Annotated in this window: 22 protein-coding genes and 2 pseudogenes; all 24 read right to left on the bottom strand. The window is 33.5% G+C overall.

Annotated elements, in window-relative coordinates; genetic code table 11:
* Positions 1-74: 74 nt before the first annotated feature.
* Positions 75-959 (bottom strand): NAD(P)-dependent oxidoreductase, encoded by an 885-nt coding sequence (locus F3D3_RS01145; RefSeq protein WP_069870391.1) that lies wholly within the window; start codon positions 957-959, stop codon positions 75-77.
* The gene (gene rfbG, locus F3D3_RS01150; RefSeq protein WP_207645332.1) at positions 956-2,029 is read right to left on the bottom strand and encodes a CDP-glucose 4,6-dehydratase; all 1,074 of its coding nucleotides are present in this window, start codon (positions 2,027-2,029) and stop codon (positions 956-958) included. The genes F3D3_RS01145 and rfbG overlap by 4 nt, the downstream gene beginning before the upstream one ends.
* A 2-nt stretch (positions 2,030-2,031) precedes the next feature.
* A complete protein-coding gene (gene rfbF, locus F3D3_RS01155; protein WP_069870393.1) occupies positions 2,032-2,808 on the bottom strand; it encodes a glucose-1-phosphate cytidylyltransferase in 777 nt (258 codons plus the stop codon).
* Positions 2,809-2,923: 115 nt separating this feature from the next.
* Positions 2,924-3,463 (bottom strand): dTDP-4-dehydrorhamnose 3,5-epimerase, encoded by a 540-nt coding sequence (rfbC, locus tag F3D3_RS01160; RefSeq protein WP_069870394.1) that lies wholly within the window; start codon positions 3,461-3,463, stop codon positions 2,924-2,926.
* Positions 3,464-3,478: 15 nt separating this feature from the next.
* Positions 3,479-4,222, bottom strand: coding sequence for a cephalosporin hydroxylase family protein (locus tag F3D3_RS01165; RefSeq protein ID WP_069870396.1), 744 nt, complete (start codon positions 4,220-4,222; stop codon positions 3,479-3,481).
* The gene (locus F3D3_RS01170; RefSeq protein ID WP_069870397.1) at positions 4,210-5,235 is read right to left on the bottom strand and encodes a radical SAM/SPASM domain-containing protein; all 1,026 of its coding nucleotides are present in this window, start codon (positions 5,233-5,235) and stop codon (positions 4,210-4,212) included. The genes F3D3_RS01165 and F3D3_RS01170 overlap by 13 nt, the downstream gene beginning before the upstream one ends.
* Complete coding sequence (locus tag F3D3_RS01175) at positions 5,216-6,265, bottom strand: radical SAM/SPASM domain-containing protein (protein WP_069870399.1); 1,050 nt, start codon at positions 6,263-6,265, stop codon at positions 5,216-5,218. Before F3D3_RS01175 ends, F3D3_RS01170 begins: the two co-directional genes overlap by 20 nt.
* Before the next feature lie 7 nt (positions 6,266-6,272).
* Positions 6,273-7,331, bottom strand: coding sequence for a radical SAM/SPASM domain-containing protein (locus F3D3_RS01180; RefSeq protein ID WP_242877055.1), 1,059 nt, complete (start codon positions 7,329-7,331; stop codon positions 6,273-6,275).
* Positions 7,309-8,469, bottom strand: a complete 1,161-nt coding sequence (locus F3D3_RS01185; RefSeq protein WP_069870401.1) for an FkbM family methyltransferase — start codon at positions 8,467-8,469, stop codon at positions 7,309-7,311. Before F3D3_RS01185 ends, F3D3_RS01180 begins: the two co-directional genes overlap by 23 nt.
* A 36-nt stretch (positions 8,470-8,505) precedes the next feature.
* On the bottom strand, positions 8,506-10,665 hold the full coding sequence (locus F3D3_RS01190) for a hypothetical protein (RefSeq protein ID WP_069870403.1): 2,160 nt from the start codon (positions 10,663-10,665) through the stop codon (positions 8,506-8,508).
* A 31-nt stretch (positions 10,666-10,696) separates the two neighbouring features.
* Entirely contained in the window at positions 10,697-11,863 is a 1,167-nt protein-coding gene (locus F3D3_RS01195; protein ID WP_069870405.1) for a radical SAM protein, read from the bottom strand.
* A 54-nt stretch (positions 11,864-11,917) separates the two neighbouring features.
* Complete coding sequence (locus F3D3_RS01200; RefSeq protein WP_069870407.1) at positions 11,918-13,063, bottom strand: radical SAM protein; 1,146 nt, start codon at positions 13,061-13,063, stop codon at positions 11,918-11,920.
* A complete protein-coding gene (locus F3D3_RS01205; protein ID WP_084388744.1) occupies positions 13,053-14,363 on the bottom strand; it encodes a glycosyltransferase family 4 protein in 1,311 nt (436 codons plus the stop codon). Before F3D3_RS01205 ends, F3D3_RS01200 begins: the two co-directional genes overlap by 11 nt.
* Positions 14,364-14,411: 48 nt before the next feature.
* Positions 14,412-15,527 carry an FkbM family methyltransferase gene (locus F3D3_RS01210; protein WP_069870409.1) on the bottom strand — a complete coding sequence of 372 codons (1,116 nt, stop codon included), beginning with the start codon at positions 15,525-15,527 and terminating at the stop codon, positions 14,412-14,414.
* 102 nt (positions 15,528-15,629) lie between these two features.
* A complete protein-coding gene (locus F3D3_RS01215; RefSeq protein WP_069870411.1) occupies positions 15,630-17,330 on the bottom strand; it encodes a TIGR00180 family glycosyltransferase in 1,701 nt (566 codons plus the stop codon).
* 25 nt (positions 17,331-17,355) lie between these two features.
* On the bottom strand, positions 17,356-19,713 hold the full coding sequence (locus tag F3D3_RS01220) for a glycosyltransferase (RefSeq protein WP_084388745.1): 2,358 nt from the start codon (positions 19,711-19,713) through the stop codon (positions 17,356-17,358).
* Positions 19,714-19,952: 239 nt separating this feature from the next.
* Positions 19,953-20,222 (bottom strand): annotated as a pseudogene (locus F3D3_RS25080) (flagellin); the annotation flags it as partial.
* A 1,746-nt stretch (positions 20,223-21,968) separates the two neighbouring features.
* Positions 21,969-22,325: pseudogene (locus tag F3D3_RS25085) on the bottom strand (flagellin); the annotation flags it as partial.
* Between the two features lie 177 nt (positions 22,326-22,502).
* Positions 22,503-22,739 carry a carbon storage regulator CsrA gene (csrA, locus tag F3D3_RS01230; RefSeq protein ID WP_069870418.1) on the bottom strand — a complete coding sequence of 79 codons (237 nt, stop codon included), beginning with the start codon at positions 22,737-22,739 and terminating at the stop codon, positions 22,503-22,505.
* Positions 22,739-23,185 carry a flagellar assembly protein FliW gene (locus F3D3_RS01235; RefSeq protein WP_069870420.1) on the bottom strand — a complete coding sequence of 149 codons (447 nt, stop codon included), beginning with the start codon at positions 23,183-23,185 and terminating at the stop codon, positions 22,739-22,741. The genes csrA and F3D3_RS01235 overlap by 1 nt, the downstream gene beginning before the upstream one ends.
* A 33-nt stretch (positions 23,186-23,218) precedes the next feature.
* Positions 23,219-23,791 (bottom strand): DUF6470 family protein, encoded by a 573-nt coding sequence (locus F3D3_RS01240; RefSeq protein ID WP_084388747.1) that lies wholly within the window; start codon positions 23,789-23,791, stop codon positions 23,219-23,221.
* A gap of 22 nt (positions 23,792-23,813) precedes the next feature.
* Positions 23,814-24,959, bottom strand: coding sequence for a DegT/DnrJ/EryC1/StrS aminotransferase family protein (locus tag F3D3_RS01245; protein ID WP_069870422.1), 1,146 nt, complete (start codon positions 24,957-24,959; stop codon positions 23,814-23,816).
* Positions 24,949-25,509 carry an acyltransferase gene (locus tag F3D3_RS01250; protein WP_069870424.1) on the bottom strand — a complete coding sequence of 187 codons (561 nt, stop codon included), beginning with the start codon at positions 25,507-25,509 and terminating at the stop codon, positions 24,949-24,951. The genes F3D3_RS01245 and F3D3_RS01250 overlap by 11 nt, the downstream gene beginning before the upstream one ends.
* An 11-nt stretch (positions 25,510-25,520) precedes the next feature.
* Positions 25,521-26,588: a Gfo/Idh/MocA family protein gene (locus F3D3_RS01255; RefSeq protein WP_069870426.1), complete on the bottom strand. Its 1,068-nt coding sequence runs from the start codon at positions 26,586-26,588 to the stop codon at positions 25,521-25,523.
* Between the last annotated feature and the right edge of the window lie 12 nt (positions 26,589-26,600).

Below are 26,600 nucleotides of genomic sequence, written 5' to 3' on the forward strand. Positions count from 1 at the left end.
AATCTAATAGAGTTATCGGCATGAAATGGGGAAACTTTAGACGAATATTATTTTAATGTATTATGGCAACACCACTATTGGTTCATTTTTCTTATACCTTCTTTTAAACTTACTTTAGGTTTCCAGCCCGTTATTGACTCACCCCTAAAAGGTTTCATTATCTCTCTAAAACGGTAAGATCTTTTTCCCCATTCAACATTTAACGTAATGTCCATTGCTTCTTCATAAGTTTTTACTAATGTTTTCAATTTAACAAATTCTTCCGGAGGCAGAAAATACTCCTTATACGTGTTTTCGGTGCTTCGATTCAATTCATTTAAGCACAAGACAAAAGCATCCACAATATCATCAATATAAACAAGTCCCATTTCTTGTTCTCCACCTGAGAGTTCTAGCAACTGATCACTATTTGAATGCTCTTTTAATAAATTGAAAATCTTTCTACGTGTATCCTCTAGACCATAAGTATCGTATAGTTTTAACGTAATCGCTCTCAGATTACCTTTTAAAGTGTACCATCTCAAAATATTAACAAATGATTCTTTTGTTGCAGCATATAAATTCATAGGGTCATAGTCTTCTGTTTCTCGATTTTGCCAAATTGTCCCTACATTTAGAAAACCTTTTACACCATAATAAATCATCGCCTCAAGGAGGTGAGCACCTAAAGTGATATTGGATGCTATTAATTGATCCACATCACTTAATTGATGTTCTGCTATGAAATGAGTTGCTAAATGAATCACGCTTTGTGGTTTGCTATGCTCAACAATTTTCATCATAGAAATAATAGTGCCATCATAAATATAAGTCTTGATTTTATGCTCATAAGTTTTAAAACAATCAAAACGGCTACCTTTTCTTCCAATGATATGAACCTCGTAGTTTTCTTCGATTAATCGTCTAACAAGGTGTCGTCCGATAAACCCAGTGCCGCCAGTTACAAGTATTTTATTCATTTAACCTCTCCAAAGCATTTACTTTCATATAAATCTATTTGCTCTTCAGTAAATTTGCGTAAATCTACATTTGCATCCCAATATTTTTTATACCACTCGGCCGTCAATTTAATAGTTTCGTGCATGCTCAATACCGGCTGATATTTTAAAAGTTTAGTAGCCTTATATGAATCCAACTTTAGATAATGCGTCTCATGATATTTTTTGACTAAAGCCTCACCTGTTTCAAATTCAAAATCCATGTGTTGACTAAGCCTGTTAACAACTTCAAAAACCGACATTTCATTTCCATGATGAGGTCCAAAATTCCACGCACCACTATATAGCCCAGCATCTTCATATAAATACATAGCCAATTTTAAATAGCCTTGTAAGGGTTCAAGTACATGTTGCCAAGGTCTTACAGCCATAGGATCTCTAAGTTCTATCTTGTGGCCTAGTCCTATGGCTCTTATGCAATCCGGAATTAACCTGTCTTTTGCAAAATCTCCTCCACCGATTACATTCCCAGCCCGTGCAGTTGCAACGCCTAAATTTCGAGCGTCTGAAAAAAATGACTTTTTAAAAGACGCTGTTATGAGTTCAGAACACGCCTTACTGCTGGAATAAGGATCATGTCCTCCAAGTTCAGAGTCCTCACGATATCCATAAAAACCTTCTTTATTAGAATAACATTTGTCTGTAGTGACATTGACCAGCGCTTTAACCGATTTGTTTTGCCTTATTGCATCAAGTAAATAAACCGTGCCCATAATATTCGTATTAAACGTCTCTACAGGCTTTTCATAAGACTCACCTACAAGAGGCTGTGCCGCCAAATGAAATACAATCTCCGGTTGGACGCTTTCAATGGTCTTTTTTATATTTTCAAAATCAAGAATGTTACCTTCATACCAATCAATTTTATCTTCCAAATTACATATTTCAAACATGGACGGCTTCGTCGGTGGTGCTAATGAATATCCATACAATTCAGCACCCCATCTACTTAAAAGCATTGTTAGCCAAGATCCCTTAAATCCTGTATTTCCCGTGATTAAAACTCTTTTTCCTTTGTAAAAGTCTCTCATAGTCACCATACCTTCCAAGGTGCTTTTCCACTTTTCCAGATATGTTCTAAAACCTGTTTATCCCTTTGACTATCCATACACTGCCAAAAGCCAATATGCTTATACGCCGCAATTTCACTATCATTTGCCAATGTCTCCATTGGTTCCAATTCAAAACTGACTTGATCGTCTTTTATATAATCAAAAACTTGCGGTTCCAAAACCATAAATCCACCATTAATCCAAGCTTCTACATTTTTAGGTTTTTCAACAAATTCAAGTACGGTTGAATCGTCATTAATGCCCAGAACACCATACTTGCCACTGGGTTGAACTGCAGTAATTGTGGCTATTTTCCCGTGTACCTTATGAAACTCATATAATGCTTTAATATTGACATTTGAAACACCATCGCCATAAGTTAGCATGAATGGTTCGTTTCCAACATATTTTTGAATTCTTTTTATACGGCCACCTGTCATCGTGTCAAGTCCAGTATTTGCAAGAGTTACTTTCCACGGTTCAACTGATTCGCATGAATGAATCTCCATTTTATTGTTACTTGCCAGATCAAAAGTAATATCAGATCCATATAAAAAATAATTGGCAAAATATTCTTTGATCATGTGACCTTTATAACCCAGGCATAATACAAATTCGTTGAATCCATAGTGGGAATAAGTTTTCATAATATGCCACAAGATAGGACGTTCGCCAATCTCAATCATGGGTTTTGGTCTTAAATGTGACTCTTCACTAATTCGTGTACCATAACCTCCGCAAAGTATTACCACTTTCATATAATTCTCCAATCCTTTAAAACATTGAGCTGACAATTTTCTTGATTGGTACCTCTAAGAAAATTATTGGCTCTAATCTTATTGTCTATACTAAAATGCTCTGTCCAATCTGAAATTAAAAAGGACTCTTAAAAACTTCTAAAGATTTCAACTCTAGATCTTTTTCAGATAAAATTACATCACTTATAGGCCACTTAATTCCTGCCGAATTCCACAATATGCCATCCTCACATTTTGGTGCATATACTTCTGTCATTTTATAGGTAACAGTAGCACTTTCACTTAAGACAAGATAACCATGAGCAAAGCCTTCTGGAATATAAGCCATATTATATTTTTCAGAATCTAAATAAAATATCACATGTTGGCCATATGTCGAAGAACTTTTTCTCAAATCCACAGCAACATCCATAATTTCACCTTGAATACAATAGATGAGTTTGCCTTGAGTGTAAGGTGGTTTTTGAAAATGTAATCCTCTTAAAACATTTTTTTTAGATTTGACAACAAGTTCTTCTTTAAAATCCGACTTTAATCTGAGTCTATTGAAATCTAAACAGTGAAAAGGTTTAAATATAATTCCTCTTTCATCTTCAAATGGTGTAAGGTGAATTTCTAAGCAGTCAGAGATATTTGTCTTAGTAACTTTATACATAATTGCCCCTCATATTTATCTAATTTTTTTTAAGTATCCATCAGGTGCAGCGGTTATTACAAATCTGTCTGTAATAGAAGAATCTATTTCAAAAGCATCATTTTCTTCAAGAAATTGCATAGCAGCTGTCCAAGGATTGTTTCCCTTGCTCCAAGGTCTATAATCTCTTCCTTCAGAAATCACATCATTAGACATTTCAATAATAGTGTCAAAAACAACAATATACGATCCCGTAGATACTAAACTAGAATATAGTTGGAGTTCCTTATATACATGTTCATGTGTGTGATTAGAATCTAAAATCACCATAATTTTATGCTTATCATTTACAATTTTCTTAACTTGATTAAATACACTTTCACTAGTTGAAGAACCTTCAATTAAAGTAATTCGTTTAAACATCGGATGCGATTCTATAGCTTCACGATTATGTGCTCTAATGTCAATATCAATACCAATTACCTCGCCTTCGCCTCCTAGTAGTTCTAACATAGATGCAGAAAAAATCAAACTCCCTCCGTATGCAATCCCCGTTTCTATAATTAAATCTGGCTTAACTTCCCAAATAATACTTTGAAGTGCAAGAATATCAGAAGGTACTTGAAGCATTGGAACACCCATCCAAGTAGAATTATAAACATAATCGTACTTCCCAGATCTAATAGACCATGCCTTTGTCAATTCTTTAAGTTCTTCATCTTTTGTCATCGCCTCAATAGCTCTTTTGCGCTCTAAATGAAACTCTTCTATTTTGCCCATTTATATTTCTCCTTCAATATATTTGAATACTCATCAAGCCTATCTTCTTTAAACAATCCATATTGATAAAGATTACACTTTGAGCATACCTTGCTCGCAAATTTAACACCTTCAAGCATATCTGTTCTAAACTGATTAGCTCTTGCGCTATCCCAAATTGCTTTTAAATCTGTATTATTCACATTACCCAAAATAATTGGATACTGAGTAGAACAACATGGAACTACATTACCATCTGGATTCACTTGAATTAAGTAAAAAGGCTGAGGACATATATTTGAATCTAATAATTCACTCCCATTTTGCCCCAACTCGGTGACATTTTCTTTAGATAAACCAACATAATCAATACCTTGAACAGTAGGAGTCATATGCTCTATTGCTATAAAATCACTCTTATCACCAAACATTTTATAAAAAGAACTTTCATCGGTTTCGTTTTCTAGAGCACAGTCAATGATCTTGATATAAATTTGCATATTTCCTTTGCTATTATATAGCCATTCCAATTCAGATAGAAAGTTATCATAGTCAATCTTAGTTTTACATAATTCTAAATATTTTTTAGCTGTAACACCTTGAATAGAGATTCTTAATTTATCCAGTCCAGATGAAATAAGTTTTTTAGATAAATTGTAATCTAACAAAAGCCCATTTGTTACCAATTCGATATTATCTGCAATTTTTTTCTTTTTTGCATAGCTTATCATTTTATCAATATCTTTATGCAATAGAGGTTCTCCAATACCAGCAAATCTTAACATTTTGATTTTTTTATTAAAATATTTTAGATTATCTATAATTTTTTTGTAAGTATCAAACCTCATATAACCAGAATTTGATATAAAACCATGTTCACTTAAGGGTAAGCCATGCAAACAATATCCGCATTTGAAATTACACCCGTAAACAGGAAATATTTGAACTAAATACGGCGTATCCAGAGGTAACATCTCACCTAACATATTTCGTTTACCACTAGGTGACATCCCATTAATCAACTTTGCTTTCATCTACAGTTCTCCCGTTAAGTAATTGATGCTCCCATATTTTACTCAAATTAAATGCATCAAAATCCAAGTCGTCTTCATCATGTGAAACATCATTAGGTGCACAGCAAGTAGCACACTTTGAATTTTCACTCCGCTTAAGTAATAGATGTGATAACTGAAATTCTTTAAGAATATCTCCATTCCACATTTCAATTAGAGAATGCTCCTTTACATTTCCCAAAATAACTGGCTTATAGATTGTATCACAAGGCTCAACATCGCCATTTGGAAATATACCCAGCATAAAAAAAGGAAGAGGACATACATTACGATTTTTATGAATATTACCATATCTATCCATTGTAGTAGTCAACTCTAAATCATAGTTTACACCAGAATATACCGGACGGACTTTCTCAATAAACATGCGATCACTACTGTTTTCAAAAGTATTATAAAAAAGCACTTCTTCACCCTCATCAAGGGCAATATCCATAATTTTTACAAACAACTTCCCTTGTTGCTTGTGACTATAATAATAGTTCAGATTATAAATCAATTTCTCAAATGATATTTCAGTACCACAGGTTTTAAGATAGCTTTTGTCACTCATACCCTGAAGGGAGATTTTAAGAGTATCTAATTTAGCATCAATCAATGCATCTGCTACTTCCTTATTTAATAAGGAACCATTGCTAATGATCTCTATTCTTTCTGCCACATTGGATTCTTTTGCAATCTTTACCATATCTGCAATTTTAGGATTTAAAAGAGGTTCTCCGTGACCCGTCAAAGACAATAATTTAAGTTTACTAGGAAAGGCTTTTAATTGTTCAATTACTTTAAGATAGACTGACATCTCCATATGCTGAGGTTCAAAATCATAAAGATTTTTCATTTTAGATAATCCCATAGAATGCCCACAATAATTACATCTAAAATTACAAAACGTGGTTGGAAAAACAAAAATACTAAAAGGTGTCTCTAATGGAACTGCTTCCGCTAATTTTGTACGCTCTAACCCATATAAAGGCATAATATTTGATTTCATTATTTTATTAAAACCTCCTAATTAAATCACTTGCTACATCATCAAGAAATTCTCTTTCATCCATTACAGTAGCACAAGATTCGCACCTTGCACATGTGGGATTTTCTTTTCTCTCAAGATGCAAATGTTGAAGAATCAAAGCTTTACGCTTGTCTCCATTCCAAATTTCTTTCAAACTATTTTCCTTGATATTGCCAATGCTAAAGCTAGGTGGTAAACCACTCACTGGACAGGGAAAAACATTCCCATCTACATCAATTTGTAACATGTAAAAAATAACTGGACAAACTTCTCTTCTATAAGTTAATTCATTGTTCAAATTACGAGAGTTATCTGCTTTGCCATCATGATCTCCCATCTGGTGCTGAAGAGTTATCAAATGTTCAATAAAAATCTGATCCGAGATGTTTCCGAACAAAGAATAAAATTCTTTCTCATTACTTTTATTCTTCAAAAGTGCATCTATAATTTTTATAAAAATAATGCTCTCTTTTTTATGCTTATATAAATATTCTATATTCTGATAGAAGTTTTTGAAATCTATTTTCTGGTTAGAAGTTTCTAAATATTGCTCTGAATTTAAGCCCTGAAGAGATATTTGGATTCTTGAAATACCTGCATTTACTATTTCATCGGATAATTTTGGAGTTAGTAAGGTTGCGTTTGTAAGTAAATCAATACGTTCCACTGTGCAGTTTTTTCTAGATTTTCTAATAAATTGAGGAAACAATGGATTCATCAAAGGTTCCCCTAAACCTGAATAAACTATTCTCTTCAAGGTCAAATTAAAATCATTCAAATCATATATTATTTTTTCATGTAAATCATTCGACATATGTTTTATTAAATAGTCAGATTTATCAAAGCCTTTCCCATTCTGAGTTTTAGTACTATGAATACAGTAAAAACACTTCAAATTACAATATCTCGTAGGTTCGATAAATACAGTCATCGGAATACTTAATGGAATAATCTCACTCAAATTTTTCCGAGTTGAATCATAGCTTGCTTTTATATTCGCTTTCATAATATTAAACTCACTTTCACAGTTTTGCTTCTGTTGCATATAAAATTGTCTCCATTCCATGTAATCCATGACAACGCAAATAAAATTTATATTTAGGATTTATTTGTTTTATCAGATAAGGAATTTCCCACATATCTTCTATCTTATGGTAGATGCTTATAGCCAAATCCGGGGTATAAGCTCTAATATTTTTTTCAGCTCCAAGTAAAGCTTTGTATTCGGCCCCTTCGATATCCATTTTTATAAAAGTAGGACAAAACCCTCTTAGCGCTTCATCAATGGATAAACATTGAATATGTGCTATACCCTCTTCTGAAATACTACTCGAACTCTGGATTCCACTATTAAATTTTAACACATCTGCTTTATTCCATACCCCACAAGGAAAATATATTTCTTCATCCGCAATTTCTTGATTTTGAGTATTTATCACTAATTTATTAAAATTTTTAATTTCCGGCTCAAAATAGGCAACCTTCTCAACCTTACCTTTCAATTTTTTTAACATCAAAGCTGTATCTCCATCATATGCTCCACAATCAATAAATCTTTGATAACTTTTTGAAAACTTAATATCCTCAACGAAATACTGAATCGCATTATTAGGTACTGAAAACAAACTAGAATCTGAGTTAATAATGCCATTAAAAAAATTATAATAAACGGATTGGCTTTCTTCATCTTCTAACCAATCAGCTATTTTAAGAATCTGATTTTGAATGCTCTCATTAAAAATCTCTCTACTTTCTTCTATTTTTACTTTAGAATTGATCAAATACGGAGTGAAAATTGCAAGATTGTAAATATCATGAAAATAGCAAAAATTAGTAACACCTAATTCTTTTAAAAATTTATAAAATTTCTTCAATTCATTATAATCACATAAAAAAGAGACTATAATATATGTTTTATCTGTTAAATACTTTTTCACATTATCTGGCGATAACACCTTTACATTCTTGTATAACTTTTCCTCATCACTATTTTTGTCAATAAACCCCCGCACCGAGATATCCATTTTTTCTAATAATTGATGTGTCATTGCCCCTGCATTGCCGGCACCATATAAGTATACTTCTGAATTTTTAATACCTTCTAAAAATTTTTCCGTTCTAGTTAAGTTTTCTTTAGAATTAATAAGGGCTTCCATTTTGGATTTAAATTGTTCTCTATTCATACTAATCTCTCTTTCTCTAAAAAAATTAAACTCTAGTTAAATTTCTAAACGAATATTTTCAACTTTATAATTATAATAATCACTGAACAATAAGCTTGATCTAATACTTTCAGATAGAATAGCTTTATGAGTAACTATCACTCCTAATAAAGCATCCGATAGCTCAATGCCAAATTGCCTCTTCCCCAGATTCAAATCCAAATTAAGTGCATCGAGTACATACTGCCTAATGCCATTATGGCATTCATTTACTGCTGTAAAATTTCTTTTTTTACTCGTGTTAATATATTTAGGTTCTAAATTTTTATCAAAGCATAAAAGTTGTTCTTCTTTTGCAGAAAAAATAACCTCACCTAAAAGATAATTTGAAATTAAATGAAATGGAGTTATTTCTGTGTCAATACACTTACCATATTGAGCAAAGATTTTATCTGTTTGCTTTAGAAATTCTTTCATCTGAGGCGCGGTGGAAAAATAAAAGCCATACATCGAACGCCCTAATATTCGTTCTACAAACATTTGTGTAATGCCTCTACCCACAAAATTGATACAACCAATTTTCTCATGAGCACCAATACCAATACTTTGTATATATGCTTTGTAATGCTGACGCTCTTCTTTTGCATTAATTTCAATAGCATTCAAATATTCACTAGTAATGTGAGCGATCAAATCGTTCATTTCAACTTCATAGAAGAATTTTAATCGAATTGGATCATCATTTCTCATCTGGATACCCAGAGTCCTGAATACAGATTCTCCAATAAGCAAATTTTTAGATTTACACATTTCTCTCAAAACTAACGCTACATCTTCAATATCTTCAATGGCTGCAACACTTGCCGCTCTTCTTGAAGTCAAGAAGTAGTGTGCTTGAGGATAATCTAAATTCAGAGTCATCATAATCAGTTCAAAAATTTCATGCAAAATGTATCCGTCTCTTGCGAAAAATAACAGTTTGTTCAATTCCAATGTCCTTGAAGTTTTAATTAACCAATTCACGAAAGTTAACACTATTGGACCAAAAAAATTATATCCCAACGCATGCATATCATCTAATACAATTGTTCCTTTACCCTTATGCAATGAAAACGGGTCATTAAATACTTTTGAAACAAACTTTCCCAATAAAAGTCTTTGATTTAAACTACTACATTTTTTCTCCAAATAGGCATATTTTGAAAATCTCATTATATCTAAAGAATTTCTTATATGATAGGTTTCAATTCCATAACTTTTAGGAATCTCAACATCACATTCCAAATTGTCACCAATATGAAGCATACGATGATCTGGTTTCTTAAAAACACTCCATATTTTTCCATCGTGCTTTGATTTTTTTTCTTCGCATGAAACTAAAAGTTGACAATAACCTTCTATTCCATTCTTCTTTAACAATATTTCAATTTTTTCTCTTTGCCAATACATATCTGAAACTAAATAAATTCTCTTTTCCGCATTTAGAGCGTACTTGTATAAATTCACCATTTTGTATCGTGGCAAAGAAATACGATATTCCATTTCAAATTCAATATTTTTAATTTCACGTGTAAGTTGTTCATCTAAATTAAGCAATTCACCCAATTCATCATAGATCATATCTATATTAAAATAAGTTGTTTTCTTACAATATACATTTTTTTCAGCATATACCCGATTTTTCTTAAAGTCTATGTTTAAACCCTTTTCCGTTCTCAGTTTTTCTTCAACAAGCTCAAATACATCGCTCGGCTCCAAAGTTTCTCTCATTATTAAAGTATCAAATATATCAAAACAAATAATATCATGTTGTTTTATCAAATCCAGAATATTCTTTTCATTCTTTTTATAATAAGGATCTTCATCGGTATCAATTTCTTTAGGCTCAAACCCATTTAGATAGAAAATTCTAATACCAGATTCTTTTAAAAAATTAATTCTCTGATATATGATGTGACAAGACGATATATTAGCTGCTATAATAACTACTTTTATACTTTTAACGACCTCATCATATGATAATAGATTAAATCCACAATAACTTAATTCATTGTAATCCTTATCCATGATTCCAACAAAATTATAATTCTTATATAATTCAAGAATTTTTTCCGTTTTCTCCCCTATCCCATATATTGCAATAGGCATATCTTTAAATTTATAAAATTTTTCGTTGAATCTTTGTTTTAGGGCATCTTTATCACTAGTCTTATTCACCAGATTCTCTCCTTGATTCACTTTATTATAATTATCGTACGCTCATTTGTTCACCGGCAGGTATCAAAATCTTATTGACATCATAATCTCCATTACAATTCGAACATAGGCTTGTGGCACCTTTTCTTAACACTCCTAGTTCGAACTCAATAAATTCCTGAGGCTCAATGACATTCTCTAAGTCCAAGAAATCACTCTCATCGACTGGCATGCCCCCCATATTTACGGCTGCAGCATTGATTGTACAATAATAAAGTTTAGAGCCCCATAACCCTCGGCTATAATAGGCACATTTTTTAAAATGATTATGCGTTACCAAACCCTTTTTAAATTTTTCAACATTAAAATCACCAAAGTCGACCCATTGATCATCAGTTGTCGTTCTATAACTGATGTAACTAATCTCTCTACGCTCCAATTCTTCAATATAATCTGATATCGAATATTTATAATCGACAAACTCAGAGTAATCATTTATTTCCATCTGTATATTGTTTCCTTTTATAATTTTAAGTGTTCTATCATCAAGTTTTATTGTGCCGTTCGTTACAACTCTCAAATTCTCAATACGATTTCTATATTCTTCACTTATATATTCCAATATTTCTGTAAAGTGAGGCGACATTGTAGGTTCTCCACCCATGATTTTAAAATTATAAACAAAATCCACATTCTTAAAAAGAACTTCTATATCACGCTTTAGAGCTTTTAAATCCCGATGTTTCTTTGAATGTGATTTTGAAATTAAAATACTACAATGTTTACAATTTAAAGTACAATTAGGCGTAACTATAAAGGAGATATTCGTTAAGTATATTTTTTTTTCAACAAACCAATAGTACATTGGAATAAATTCCATCACATAACAATAATCATCTCCCTCTGAAAATCCAATATGATCCAATTGCTTTCTAACTGAATTTATAGATCCTGTCAAGATTAAAATCTTTTGCTTATTATTTTTATGGATTAATTCTTCTGGAGATTTTATTTCATATCCGTCAATTTGTGTGCCTTGAAGCTTCGAATTATTGTCCACGCAATATGATATTTTTATTTTTCCATCTAAACATTTTCTAAACAAATCAAAATTTCTACCCACACCAAACAATATAAACTCAACGTCCTTATCTAAAAAAGTTTTCAATTTGTCAATGTCATCCATTCTTTTGCTAACAAAATTAACTTTATAGCTCATCACTTATCTCCTTAAATAATCCAGTTTAATTTATCAATACTATGACTATTATTACTATTGTTTTGCTGGGCAAACATAATTTTTATTAGCAGTTCCAAATCCATTGCAATAGTTACAGGATTCAAAGAATCTGTTTCTAAAGGAAAATTCAAAATTGAACAATGTCAAAAAAAAATCTTCTTTATCAGAAATCTTTACCCGATTCAACTCTAAATATTCGTGCGCCTGAATCGGTCTTATTTTCCCAATCTGAGCACTTGCAACGGGACCACAGAAAAATAATTTACCTTCATATAAACTCCTGCATGGCATTCGGCAATTATCTAAACGATTTTCTAATTCTATATCCGATAAATCTTGATTGTAATTAGGAGGACCTAACGATAACCATTCAGTATACTTTCTGCGATTTGCATCAATTCCATTTTCTTTTAACACTGAATGAACTGCATTTACACTTTTCTCAACATCAGGAAGATTATCACTATAATCACTTATTTCTATTACAGTATGATTTTTTTTAAAACTCTCTATGAGTTGCTGTCTAGGATTAATAGTCCCATTCGTTACAATAACAATTCTCAAAATATTTGCTTCATATTTTTGATACACATAATCAATAATCTGAAGCAAACTCTTGTGAATAAATGGCTCTCCACCTAAAATTCTAAGTTCTCTAACTTGACCTACTATTTCAAAATATTGATCAATATCTGCAATAATCGCACTTAACTCTCGGTCTTTTGGACTCCTATAACGCGGAATATATAAACCGCACTCTATACATTTCAACGTACATCTACTCGTGATCATCATTTCAACATAATCTGAATATATCAGATCCTTATATTTCCAGTTCCAAAGTGCAAGAAGTTTATCATACTGGATAAAATCTTCGTCTTCAACCAGACCAATGTTCTCAAGTTCTGATTTTATACTCTGCCTTGCGCCAACTGAAACAGAGGTTATAATAATTTTATATCTATCACTTTCTATCTTATGCTTATCAAATACTTTGTATCCTAGATAACCATTTTTTTGCTTTTCGACATCATTGTCTATAATAAATCTCACGCTTATTTCAATAGGTAATAAGGTCACAAAGTCACTAATAATTTGAGTTGCTCCAAAAAAAACAAATTCTAAAGCAGGATCCCAATTTCGATTTATTTTTGCAAGTTCTCTTCTATCATACATCATATCTTTCATCTCCATGGATCAATTTATACCACTGTTGCAATATTTTATCCGATTTGAATTCATTATAATACTGGTTAACCGAACCTTTATTAGACCCTAAAACCAATGGACTAGCCTGCTCTAAAAGTCTTTTAACTTCGATATAATTGCCTTTTTTTATCTCTATGATACTCTCTAGAAACAAATGTGCATCTGCCCCCATACCAGAAACAAACCAATTGTAAGGCAATTCACCCAAACTTATTTGAAAATTTTTAACGTCTTTTTTCTGTGTCATAGCCGTATTGCACGCATCATAAAAAGTCTTTTTAAACCGCTCTAATGTATACTTCTCAAGAACATATTCACGTGCATTTTTCCCAATTTGTATCCTAATTTCTGGATTCGCTTTCAGAAAGGAGATGACTTCTCCATATTCTTTTTCATTTGAAACCAAATAACCCGTTCTTCCATTTTCTACAATATATTTCTCTGTTAACTGATTTTTTAGAACTGGAATTACTTCCATGGCCATTGCTTCTAATACTGCATTTTCCGTAGTTGCTGTATGTTTTCCCATTAATGGGTATCCCAAAATGTCCATTTTTGCGATCATTAACTTAGGATCTTCTTGATAGCCTGTCATTATTACTTTTTCTAATAATGACAGACTATCAAGATTTTTAATCAACTTCTCTTTATCAGGACCATCACCAACAATAAGAAATTTTACATCCTCATCTGGAACACTATTGCAAAATTCAGCAAAATTTCCACTCATTTTAGAGAAATCTAACACGCCTAAATAGCCGATAGTAAATATTTCTTGCTGTTCCTTTTTACAATCACTAAACGCCTCTAACCCAGGGCAGCCACTTACTACCGAAACTCCAATTTTCAGCTTGTCTTTAACCTTTCTGTAAGCTTCGCTATTTAAAGAGGCTTCTGACGTGTATATAATTTTTGTAGCCTCCTGTAACAGGCCTTCATTTAGCGCTGGTACTGTCAAATTAGAAATATGACTCCAAATAACTAATCGCATTGGAATGTTGGGTAAATTAAATAAGAATTCTGACGTCTTAGGATGATGCCACCAATGAACTAAAACAATATCACTATATTTGATTTCTTCAATCAAAATTTCAAGATCATAATTCATGAAAGTACAGATGTTATCAATAATCGAGAGTATATGTTCTCGTCTGATGGGTTCTTCTAATAATAATACCCTGTGAGAATTTCTTGTATCATGAGTAACCAATTTAGAAATAACGTTGCCAACACCGCCACCCATATGTGGTGTAACATGTAATATTTTCACAAGTCCTCCCGAATTTTTCTTTTTAACTTAATGATGATCTTCTAAAAATTAAAATTCTAATATTGAGCAATAACAAACCGTCTCAGAATATAATGGTCCATGATGTCTTATTGAAATATTGTATTCTGGAACAATCGATTTGATATACTCAGGAAGCACAAAAAAATCATCCCATTTATGATACAGTGAAAATGCTAAATTGGGTTTGTATTTCTTGATAATTTCTGTCGCTCCTTTGAACATCTCCAATTCGAAGCCCTCAATATCAGCCTTTATAAAAGTTATTTTTTCTTCCACTGTACCAAAAAAATCATCCAAAGAAATGATATCAACTATATTATTCTGAGTACTTTCAATGGATTCATCTGATATATAGGCATTGATTAAAGGCGTTTCACTATCAATATTCAAATATGCTTTTTCTGTTTTTTCACCAACACCTGCCTTAACACAAATGATTTGATCTTCTAATAAAGCCCATTCTTTCTTGAGCCTATCTACTCTAAAATTTAAAGCTTCAAATTGTCTATCACCAGGTTCAAAGGCATATATTTTTTTAAAGCTACTTTTATTTCTTCTTTCAACAAGTTCCTGAATTGTATCTCCTACAAATGCGCCACAGTCAATTATAATATCCTCCACATTCATAAATTTAAAACTTGGTATTGCATAATAAAAAGACTCTTCGAAGACTTCTGAGCTGTATTTATAAGATCCTTTTAACTTACCTAAAAGCATTGCAACAAATACATGTTTAGATTTTTCATCATATAAATAATTATCAAAAATAAATTTATACTTCTCTTTTGCCATAATAATTGGAAATGCATCTGCAAATAGATGTCTTATCTTAAGTTTTTCTAATTGTTTCGAAATACTTTGATAATGCAGTAGTGGTGTGACTAAAATGATTGGATCGTTAAGTAATTTTAATTCATTAGGTGAAATGCATTTAATTAAGCCAATTTTTTCACCATATTTATCAGCATCATTATCACAAAATGCCACAACATTTATTTTTTTTCTATTAAGCTCTTTCAAAGTAATCATTCCAGCATTTCCAGCTCCAAAAATAACAATATCGCAATTATCAAAATTACCATTCGGACCCAATTTGCACTCATTAATCGCACTCTCAACGTCACTCCAACAATAATTTTTCATCTTCCTACTTCCTCCATTTTTAAAATTAATATTCTGTCGATATAATTAAAATTCTATCATACTTTATGTCTTTATTGATTTTACTTATCTCATTCTATTTTATTATTTTGTCCAACTATATTCGAATCCCTTTAATAATTTTTCTATATTATATCCGCCTTGTTCTTTAACTAAGTATTGCATTGGAACACATATAAATCTAGTCATAAATTTCATAAAAAGAGTCTCAGCCTCATTATCTGTTATGGGATTATTGATATAATCACAGTACCCAACGAGACTATTCTTAAATGCAATATAATTATCATTAAATTTACCATTAACAACAGTGTCTTTTAATGTTTCAACTGCAAATTCTCTTGTTACGCCTTTGTTTCTAATATTTAGATCCACATTTATTTTTCCAATTTTTCCTGTAGCAACATTCATTAAATAAATAAGATACTCTAGAAAAACATGATTCTTACACATAAACGCTTCATTCAATTCATAGTATTTTATTAACCTCTGATACTCTGAAGTGCGAAACACTTGATACATTATGGTTGCCGGGAAATCATCTAAATACGAGTTCGTCCTATCAAACGCTTTTGGAGATAATATTGAATTAAACTTATCATATTCCAACATAAAACCATATTCTTCTTTAAACGCAAAATTTTTCCCTTTTACAGAATAATAATCTAGATTTTTATTAAGAAATTCCAAAGATAAATACAATCCCTCTTCTGTATAATAATCATCATCTGGAGAAAAACAAAAAAACTCGGTATCAATTTTATCCATCGCAATCAAAATTTTTTCCGCGTAAGTAGTATCTATAGGCAAATGATAATATTTTAAATCATGTGTCATTTCTAAATTCTTCAAAGAAAACTGATTTTTCTTAGCATTTTCATCACTACTTGAATCCAAGACTATAATTTTCGGATTCAGAGATTTAAATTGAATAATACTCTGAATTACTTTTTTAAAATTTTGAGGTCTATTTAATGTTACTGCAACAATAGTAAAGTTGTTATAGACCTTATTAAACACATTTAATTTTCGATTCTTCTTATTTATTTCCAATGCTCTTATCTTCAATTTTTCAAACTCAATTGTCTCGTCAATTATTACTTTTGGATACTTCAAATTTAAAAACTTCTTATGTTGCTCCTCTGCATTCAATACATATATCAAATCATATTGGTAATAATCAGCATATTCCATAATCTCATCAATACTTTGTATCATTATAAGTTTGCCCACACCAGTGCTATTAAAAATCTCATTTCTATATTTACCTGAGTTAGTCGCCAAATCCACACAAAGATTATACTTTTCTAGCTCTTTTGCCCATAAATACAAATCATTTGTATATCCAAAATCGATCACTAAAATTCTGTCTATATAGGCCATCCAGTACTCTTCGTTTTCTTCTTTTTTCATACAACTTTTAAGCATTTGAATTGAATTTTTAGCGGAATCAACACACTGCGTCCTAAAATTACTGTTAAAGGCTTTTCTATACGCCGCTAAAGCTTCTATTAAATCCTCTTTTTCTTTCAATACATCCCCAAGGAGCATCAAAAAAGCATAATCATAAGGCATTTTACTTAAACCATATGCAATATAAAATAATGCTCTCTCGAAATTCTTTTGAAATAAATTTATTTCGCCCAGATAATAACCGAAGTCTGTGTCCTCTATAGCTTTATAGGCATATTTTTCAGAAAGTTTACACGCCCTATCATGCTCTCCAAGTTCAATACTAATCCTAATCTTCTGTTTCAAAACTGAAATCATGCGATTATTATCCATACGTTATATTTCTCCCTTTTCAATATTAGACCTGGCGCTTTTTTATTCCCAAATGATCTTCTTCAATAAATTTTTCAGCACACAAATTTGAGTCATAATTGCATTGATCTAAAAATTTATCAATCCATAGTTCTGATTTAAGCGATTCTATATCAATATTATGATTATAAAGCTTAGAAAAATACTCCGCTAATGAAGCAAGATTCCCCACACCTAACACATCATAGATCATTTTTAGATACTCATATATTGCATAACTTTCAGGATAATGGTGCAATCCCTCTAATAATATATATTTTGAATTATTAATCTCATTAAATTCAAAATATACTAGTGCCAACAGAAGATATATTTTCTCAGAATACACACTATATTCCAAAAGCTCTCTTTGAATATCATCAACTTTTTTCCATTCTTTTTTTTGTACAATTTGCTCTAAATCTTTGTGTACATCTTCAAGATTTCTAGTGCTCTCCAAGCCTTTAAGTAAATAAGAAATCACATCACTATTTGGCACCATAGAAATCAACTCTCTAACTTTTGATACATATAATGACTTGCTAAACTTTAGTTTTTCGAGCGCCATATAGTAATATTTAAAGAAAATTTCATCTGCTAAAAAAAACTCATCATCTTCTTTTATAAATGATGGCATATATTTTTTGTTAAATTTAAATAATCCCAATTGAAGATACACTCCTATAAGCTCAGTATATTTCGGATCACTAATTAGTTTTTTTTGAATAATGGGATATATCAATTTAATATAAACAGAAATAATTTTAAATGAAAGCGCCTCATATGAGTCCAAATTCAAAATCCTCATTGATACTTTTGATCCATACGTAACATGCTTGTTTTGCATATACTCTATAAACCGATCTTGAACTCTGGTCTGTAAAGATAAAAATATATTAAATACGATATCATTCTCAAAATAATAGAAAAGGACATCTGCAAAATAGTCACCATTATTTTCAAAATCAAATTCTCTTAAAATTGTAAAATAAGCTTCATTTGAAATTGTTTTCATACGAATCTGATACAGCCAATTATAAGGCTTATTACCTTCTGCAAGTACACTACTTAGAACTTTATCTCTAGATTTGTTGTAATTTGATTCGATTTTCGCTTCCATAGTTATTCTCAGTTGATCGGATCTTTCACAATATCTATCATATAGTTTTTTCACATTATCATATTTTTCTAATTTGATAGATATATCCATGATTTCATCTATAAAATAGGCATCCTGCTTTTCTTCATCATATAAAACACATTGTTCTAACCCTTTTTCAAGCAGCTCATTTTTTAGGTATAAAATCCCCAAAAATTTTCTCGCAGTATACGCTTCATTATAACAGTAAGTCACCACGGCCGTATCTTTTAGAGATGATAAAGACCGTCCTAGCTGATATAACTCTAAGTATTTTTCAAAATAAGAGATGCTTTTCTGTTCGTTCCCCCGTTTCACATGAGCAAACCCAAGATAGAAATGCGTATCCAAGTATTCAGGGCTATAACTTACCAACTCTTCTTCAATCTCAATTACTTGATCAAAATGCTCAAGCATTATTTCATATTTCGCCAAAAACATTAATACAAATCTATTTTTATTAAAATCTGATCCCGTTGTTTTCACAATATCATATGCTAATTTAATATACTTATAACCTTCTTCATATTTTTCATACATCAGCTGTGAAACTGCCATTTGATAATTAAAATAAATATTTTGCGGCTCTCTATTTAATTCCTTTTCCAACAATCTCGCTGTGCGCGAAAATTTTTTTTCCATCAAGCTCTTGTCATTTTTGATGTAACCATAATGCAGAATCGAATCTTTTAGTTCAATCATGGGCAGTTCATGGTGTAATTGATTATGAACTATCCCTTCATAATAAAGCTTGCTAAGATTTTTTTTACATAACCTCACTGCAGAAAACGGTGCATAAATGCCTAGATTATCGCTATATTCCAAATTTTTAAGGACGACAGAGGCCGACTTGAAATCATTTTTCAAATCTGATGATAGAAATTTTTCGATTTCATTTGTGGTTTCAAATACCTCATCCCCATCAAGAATAAGAATCCAATCTCCTTTTGCATAGGAAAAAGAAATATTTCTCATCTCTGAAAAATTATCATTCCACTCATGAAAATAGACCCGATCCGTATACTTTCTTGCAATTTCAACAGAGAGATCTTTTGACCCAGTATCAATAACAATAATTTCCATTTCTATCTTAGCCCTTAAAGAATCCAAAGCTTTAAGGCAAGTATCCAAATATTTTTCTTCGTCTTTAATCATCATGCATACACTTAATAACATGCGCGCCCACTTTCTCATTGCAATATAGTTTGAAAATTTATCTATAATCAAAGCGTCTACTCAGTCCGCTTCGCTACCTTCGTAACACTTGCACAATCCTATCGGATTGCATTCAGTGGGCGTTTGGACTCCCACTGAATTAGGAATATGAACCCCCACTTTGAGAAGTGGGGGACATCTCCCAAGGGTTATAACAATAACATTTATACTCTCTTAATATTATCGGATTATTTTCAAATAAAATTAGCAAAAATGAAAAAAAAGAGGCCGAGGCCTCTTTTAAAATTAAATTATCTTAATAACTGTAACACGCCTTGAGGTGCTTGATTAGCTTGAGCAAGCATTGATTGAGCTGCTTGTTGTAAGATGTTGTTTTTACTGTATGTCATCATTTCTTTAGCCATGTCTACATCTCTAATACGTGATTCAGAAGATTGTAAGTTTTCAGCAGAAGTATCTAAGTTTTTAATAGTATGTTCAAGTCTGTTTTGAACAGCACCAAGTTTAGATCTTTGCTCTGAAACTTTATTAATTGCATTGTTAATAGTTGTTAATGCTGATGCTGCAGATTCATGAGAAGTTACATCAAGAGCCGCCTCAACATCAATATCATTTGAACCATTTGTTACAGAGTTTGTTTTTGTAAATCCAGTTTGACCCGCATTACCAGTGATACCAAGTGCTGCCGATCTCATATCTGCGATTTCTACAGACATGGATTGACCTTCATTAGCACCAACTTGTAACTTAACGGTAAAGCCAGCACCACTTCCTGCTGATCCAACAACTTGTTGAACCTCACTTGAAGTACTCATTGCGATAGAGTCAATTCCAAGTTCCTTAAGTGGAGAATTTAAGCCTTCTTCAAGCACTAAGTTTTCACCTGTTTCAGAAACAAATTGAAGCTTATTATCATCAGACAAACTTGCTGTTACTTTACCCGATAATCCAGCTGCTTGTAACGATGCATTTACGTCTTTGATAATATCCGCCATGGCACCATCTGCCACGTTTTTATCCGAAGAGTTTACTGCATAAGAAGCTGCATCTAACTTAACTTCTGTAAAACTACCTTCTCCAACTTTAATTTTGAAAGTTGAATTGGCCTCAATTGAAAGTTTGCTAATCGCATCGCCAACATTTGTTGTATCAACATTAGCAGCATCTAATATTCCAAAATGATCTGAATCAGAGTCATAATTAAACTTCTGTTCAGATACAAATTTAATACCGCCGCCTTTATCATAACTTTCTAAAACATCATTAGCTTGAGCTTTAACAACATCCACACCAAACGTAGCATCAAGTTTACTATTGATGTACTCAATCATGCCATCAGCATTATCAAAATTCTGACCATTCAGATCAATTGTTGCTGTTTTTACCGCACCGTCTATAGTTGTTGAAATAGAGAATGCTGCAGCAGCAGTAAAGTTAAATGCATCATTTTTCCCAGCTGTTAAGCCAACTTCAGCAACATCACCACTTAATGTGATATCTTGATAAGCTTTATAAGATATTGTTGCGCCCGCAACAGTTACTTTAACAGCATTAACGCCTAGAGCTTGATCAATCTTACTTTGTAATGCCACGCCAAGTGCTGCAGTAGTTGCGTAGTCTTCATCAAGAACAATCTCTCTGTCATTAATTCTAAATGATGCAGAATTATCATCTGCAAAGTTTAGAGTCGCACCACTCACGCCTGTTGCTGCAAACGAAACCCCTGCAGAAGAAGCAGTAGCATAACCCATAGCAGTTCCCACTGTTGCTATAGCAAGTTTTGATTTATCAAGTGCTAAAGCAGCTTCATTCCCATACTTAGAAATGGTTGAAGATGCACCTGTTGCAGATGTTGTACCACCATTTGCTGATGTAAAAGTCAACACGTTAGCCGTATTGGGTTTGCCTACATCAACACTAATATTTGCAGTATCGCCAGTGCCTTTAGTCGTAAAGCTTAAAGTAGATCCAACAATTTCAATATCAATGACATCTGATAATTTTGTATCACCAGCAGTGACATTTTCAAGCGCAGCCTTAATATCTTTAATTGTGCCATCAGTGCCCGAACCATCAATATCAGTCCAGTCTTTGCTTAAAGCATCATGCAAGTCAAATGTCGTGTCGCCAACAGTGATTTTTGCAAATGCGCCTTCCTTAGAAAGGTCTGTCGCAACGAAATCTATAGTACCACTTACAGAAGCTGTTGTTGCTTTCGTTAAATTTTGGCTATCAGCAGAATCCGTACCACCATTCAAAACTTTCTTAGCATTGAACTCAGTTGTATTACCAATTCTATTGATTTCTGAAGTCAACTGGTTTAATTCTGATTGAAGTGCATCACGGTCGATTTCTTCATTTGTACCATTTGCTGATTGTACTGCAAGTTCTCTCATTCTTTGTAAGATCGAGTGAGACTCGTTTAAAGCGCCCTCAGCAGTTTGGATTAAAGAAATACCATCTTGAGCATTACTTGAAGCTTGATCCAAGCCTCTGATCTGTGCTCTCATTTTTTCGGAGATAGAAAGACCAGCAGCGTCATCGCCAGCGCGGTTGATTCTATAACCAGAAGACAATCTTTCGATTGATTTTGCCCCAGCATTAGAGTTGATGCCTAATTGTCTGTGGGTATTCATTGCCATCATATTATGATTAATTCTCATATCAATTCCTCCTTGAAATTTTAAATGTCATTGGCATCCTTGCCAAATCAGTATTTTCAGCCTTTACGCTTCTGCCGGCCGTCAGAAACGTTCTTGCCTCTAATTGTATTATCGGCGAAAATAGAAATTACTTAACCTTATTATAGAATATTTTAGAATATTTTAAAAACTTTTTTTTTATTCTGCGGATTTATTCTTAATCAAATCACTTAAAGCTTTTAACTGAGCGGGTGCCTCTTTTGCCATTCTGTTTTCCGCTTGAATCTTTTCAAAGACTTCTTTTCGATAAATCTCCACCTCTTTAGGGGCTTCTATCCCCAATTTTACCTTGCCATCTTCCGATGAGATGATTTTAATCTCAATATTGCCATTGATAATCAAGCTTTCATCCTTTTTCCTCGATAAAATCAACATTATTCAACCTCTTCATTGAGGCTCTTATCAAAGATAAAATGTTTGAGCCTAAATTTTTCATCCATTAAAACTTGTCTTGCCAATTTGGTTTTCATATTGATCACAAGAGGCGCTTTTAAATTAATTGAAGTCTTGAGCGTTTCAGCAGGAATCACCGTTAGACAATAAACCGTCACATCTTCAATCGCTTCAATTTTCAACTCATCAATCACGGATTGCGATAAATTAAAATCATAATCCTCAACGAAGAGATAAGGAGAAGTCGCTATAAACATAAGTTCATTGTCCTCTACGGACTGGAGATAGTGAAAAGGTAATGCTTCATCCGAATTCAACACAAAAATGTAGTCATGTAATTTTTCAAAACCTAAAATCCCCTCTTCAAAACGAATGATATCTTGAGATTCGTATTCCAAATCTCCTAAATAAGGTGTCTTAACTATCAAAATAAATGCCTCCTCTCAACGTACGGTGTATTTTTAAGCTTTTACATCTAAAGCATTTCCCGTAAAGGAAATACTAATGGATTGATATTGTTTCATAAAACGTTCCACTTTTCCTGGCGTGTAACTGACCTCTAGCTTTTTAAGTTGGGTTTCATTATTGACTTTCCCCTCTTGAAACTGTACATCTACCGTTCCCCTTGTAAAGTCAATTTGAGGACGCGATTTCGGAATTGTCGTATAGACAAATTCATGAACAAACAGATCATATGCATTAGAATACGCTTGATCTGGAATGGGATCATAGCCTGTCTCTATGGCAGCGAGCTCATTGCCTTGATCTACGATTCTAGCGATGCCCTCAGAAACTTTTTCTTGTGCATACGCCGCATTATCGGCGATCAAATCTGGGATGCTCATAAGACCCGCTTCAGCAAAACACTGTGATTGATCAATCTGAATCTGAGGTTTTTCTGTTTTCAAATTCACCACCGGTTTCGTCGTGGACATCTTCAGAATATGCGCTGCACCATTCCCGCTGATATTCACTTTTGCATTATGGGTATTCCAATCTAAAATGGCTCTCTGTGAGGTTATTTGAATCGACATATAATCACCTCCGCTTCAAAATTTATGCCGTCACAGCTTCAGCGATTAAAAACGTTTTAACCGCCTTGCAAATTTCATCAACTTCTGCCTCCGTTAAATAAGGATGCATCGGCAAAGAGAGCACTTGATCACATAAATCCGTGGTCACTGCACAGGACTCTTCGTCTGTCTGTAGCATTTTAAAAGCCTCTTGCTTATGCAGTGGCTTTATATAATAAACCATCGACGGAATACCAAGGGCACCTAAATACAGCTTGAGTCTTTCTCTCTGCTCTTTGGACTTAAGCTTTACCGTATACTGTGCGTAACTGGAGATATATTCCTCTGGAATATAGGGTGTCACCACCACCTCTTTGAGCCTGTCATCATAAAGCGCTTTGATGTGATTTACATCGGCAAGTTCACGATCAATAAACAAGTCTAATTTGACATTTAAAATCGCAGCTTGCAGGGTATCCAATCTAGAGTTAACACCGATTTGTATGTTATCGTATTTATTTATACCCTTTCCATGCACTTTTATAGATCTAATTTGATTTGCCAGCACATCGTCATCTGTGAAAATTGCACCACCGTCGCCATAAGCCCCCAAAGGTTTAGCTGGAAAAAAAGAAGTTGTTGCCACATGCCCAAAGCTACCCGCTTTTTTATCACCAATGCACCCGCCGAAGCCTTGGGCGGCATCTTCTAAAATCCTAAGATTATGCCGATCTGCAATCCGACCGATTTCGTTATGTGCTGCGGGTAGACCAAATAAATCCACAGGGATCACGACTTTTGGCGTCCACCTTTTTGCGTTCAAAACACTTTGAATACACGCCTCAAGTTTAATCGGATCCATATTAAAAGTGTTTGGATCCACATCTACGAAAATAGGGGTTGCACCTCGAAAGGCAACGATTTCTGCTGTGGAGAAAAACGTGAAATCAGGTACAAACACAGCATCCCCTTCGCCTATATCCCAAGCCATCATCACCATAGTCATGGCTTCTGTGCCATTCGCACATGTAATACAGTGTTTAACACCAACATAATCCTCTAAACGACGCTCCAATTTTTCAACCGCGTCACCACCTATAAAAACGCCTTCTTCCATGGTTTTAATCACAGCGCAGTCAAATCTTTCTTTATGCTTTTGATATTGTTTTTTGAGATCTCTAAATTCCATCCCAGCCTCCTGCTAATTGGCCATATGTTATCCCACATTCAGGACAAGTATACGCCTTAGATAAGGTCTTGCCGCATTCACAAACCCAGCCGATCTGCTGAGCAGGGACCCCCACCATCAAAGCGTGATCTGGCACATCCTTTGTGACCACAGCACCTGATGCGATCATGGCCCATCTTCCTATCGTATGACCACAGACAATAGTCGCATTAGCCCCGATTGAAGCGCCTTCCTTAACCTTTGTTCTAAGATAACCTTCTTGCCCTTTAGGGTATTTGCTTCTCGGCGTCAAATCATTGGTAAACACCATGGACGGCCCGCAGAATACATAGTCCTCAAGTTCTACACCCTCATACACAGATACATTGTTTTGTATTTTAACGCCATTGCCTATGATGACATTATTGCCAATGCTCACATTTTGGCCCAAAGAACAATTTGCACCAATAGAAGCGCCACCAAGCACATGTGTAAAGTGCCATATTTTTGTGCCATCCCCTATCTTTACACCTTCATCAATATAACTGCTTTCATGAACAAAATATTTCATAGGTTCTGCCTCTACTTATAATCCATAGTTTTTAAATGTTGAAGTGGCAATTTTACGGGCATCCCCCTTTTAGAGGATTCATAAATTGCAAGGACGAGCTCCAATGCTTTGCGCCCTTCAAGTGCCGATACATAGGGTTCTCGATCTTCTGCAATTGCGTTTATAACATCTAAATAGAGTCTGCTGTGCCCAAATCCATATACATCTGGTGGATTTTCCATACACGAGCGCATCACAGCCTGTGCATCATCAAGCCCATCCGCGAATCGCCATTCTTCAATGAGATTAACCGACTTGCCTCCTGCTTTAATCGTGCCCTTTTCCCCAAATAGATATAGTGTTTCTTCCAGATTACTCGGGAAAACATTCGTCGTCCCTTCTATGATACCCATGGCGCCATTTTTAAATCTAACAACTGCAACCCCGAGATCTTCAGCTTCAATATAGGGATGATTAAAGTTATCGGTCAACCCATAAACGGTATCAATTTCGTCCCCCATCATCCATCTCAAGAGATCAATATTGTGAATGCACTGGTTCATCAGAGCACCACCATCTTGCTCAAAAGTCCCCCTCCAAGGGGCTTGCTTGTAATACGACTCATCCCTGCACCATCTGATGTGTGCCGTCCCGTGAAAAAGTCTTCCGAAACGTTTCGCATCAACTGCTTTTCTGATTTCCTGAATCGATTTGTTAAAGCGATTTTGATGACAGGCGCTGACTTTTAAATTCAGTCCTCTTGATTTCTCAATGATGGCATCTGCTTCATCTAACGAAAGGGCTATGGGTTTTTCAATAATAAGGTTTGCCTCGTAATCCAAACACTTGAGCGCAATTTCCCCGTGTATGCCGCTTTCAGTTGCAATCGCGATTAAATCCAGGCGCTCATTTTTCAGCATTTCGTGGTAATCCGTATAAACCTTAACCGGCTCTGGCAAGTTAAAATCTTTTTTTATTTTTTCTGCTTTGGAAGCCTCTAAATCACAAAGTGCCACAATTTTGAGTTTGTTCTCCACTGCTGCCGCTATATGATTTACCGAAATTCGGCCACAGCCAATAATGGCGTAATTCAATAGCATTACGAATCTCCT

Origin of the sequence: Fusibacter sp. 3D3 (assembly GCF_001748365.1) — a bacterium.
Classification (GTDB): Bacteria; Bacillota; Clostridia; order Peptostreptococcales; family Acidaminobacteraceae; genus Fusibacter_A.

Coding starts and splice junctions, on each gene's coding strand:
- rfbF (WP_069870393.1), bottom strand. CDS start 2,808: ATGAAAGTGGTAATACTTTGCGGAGGTTATGGTACACGAATTAGTGAA.
- F3D3_RS01165 (WP_069870396.1), bottom strand. CDS start 4,222: ATGGGCAAAATAGAAGAGTTTCATTTAGAGCGCAAAAGAGCTATTGAG.
- F3D3_RS01245 (WP_069870422.1), bottom strand. CDS start 24,959: ATGGAATTTAGAGATCTCAAAAAACAATATCAAAAGCATAAAGAAAGA.
- F3D3_RS01180 (WP_242877055.1), bottom strand. CDS start 7,331: ATGCAACAGAAGCAAAACTGTGAAAGTGAGTTTAATATTATGAAAGCG.
- F3D3_RS01240 (WP_084388747.1), bottom strand. CDS start 23,791: ATGTCGATTCAAATAACCTCACAGAGAGCCATTTTAGATTGGAATACC.
- F3D3_RS01215 (WP_069870411.1), bottom strand. CDS start 17,330: ATGGATAATAATCGCATGATTTCAGTTTTGAAACAGAAGATTAGGATT.
- rfbC (WP_069870394.1), bottom strand. CDS start 3,463: ATGTATAAAGTTACTAAGACAAATATCTCTGACTGCTTAGAAATTCAC.
- F3D3_RS01200 (WP_069870407.1), bottom strand. CDS start 13,063: ATGATGTATGATAGAAGAGAACTTGCAAAAATAAATCGAAATTGGGAT.
- F3D3_RS01210 (WP_069870409.1), bottom strand. CDS start 15,527: ATGAAAAATTATTGTTGGAGTGACGTTGAGAGTGCGATTAATGAGTGC.
- F3D3_RS01175 (WP_069870399.1), bottom strand. CDS start 6,265: ATGAAATCAAATATTATGCCTTTATATGGGTTAGAGCGTACAAAATTA.
- F3D3_RS01185 (WP_069870401.1), bottom strand. CDS start 8,469: ATGAATAGAGAACAATTTAAATCCAAAATGGAAGCCCTTATTAATTCT.
- rfbG (WP_207645332.1), bottom strand. CDS start 2,029: ATGAGAGACTTTTACAAAGGAAAAAGAGTTTTAATCACGGGAAATACA.
- csrA (WP_069870418.1), bottom strand. CDS start 22,739: ATGTTGATTTTATCGAGGAAAAAGGATGAAAGCTTGATTATCAATGGC.
- F3D3_RS01170 (WP_069870397.1), bottom strand. CDS start 5,235: ATGAAAGCAAAGTTGATTAATGGGATGTCACCTAGTGGTAAACGAAAT.
- F3D3_RS01250 (WP_069870424.1), bottom strand. CDS start 25,509: ATGAAATATTTTGTTCATGAAAGCAGTTATATTGATGAAGGTGTAAAG.
- F3D3_RS01145 (WP_069870391.1), bottom strand. CDS start 959: ATGAATAAAATACTTGTAACTGGCGGCACTGGGTTTATCGGACGACAC.
- F3D3_RS01255 (WP_069870426.1), bottom strand. CDS start 26,588: ATGCTATTGAATTACGCCATTATTGGCTGTGGCCGAATTTCGGTAAAT.
- F3D3_RS01195 (WP_069870405.1), bottom strand. CDS start 11,863: ATGAGCTATAAAGTTAATTTTGTTAGCAAAAGAATGGATGACATTGAC.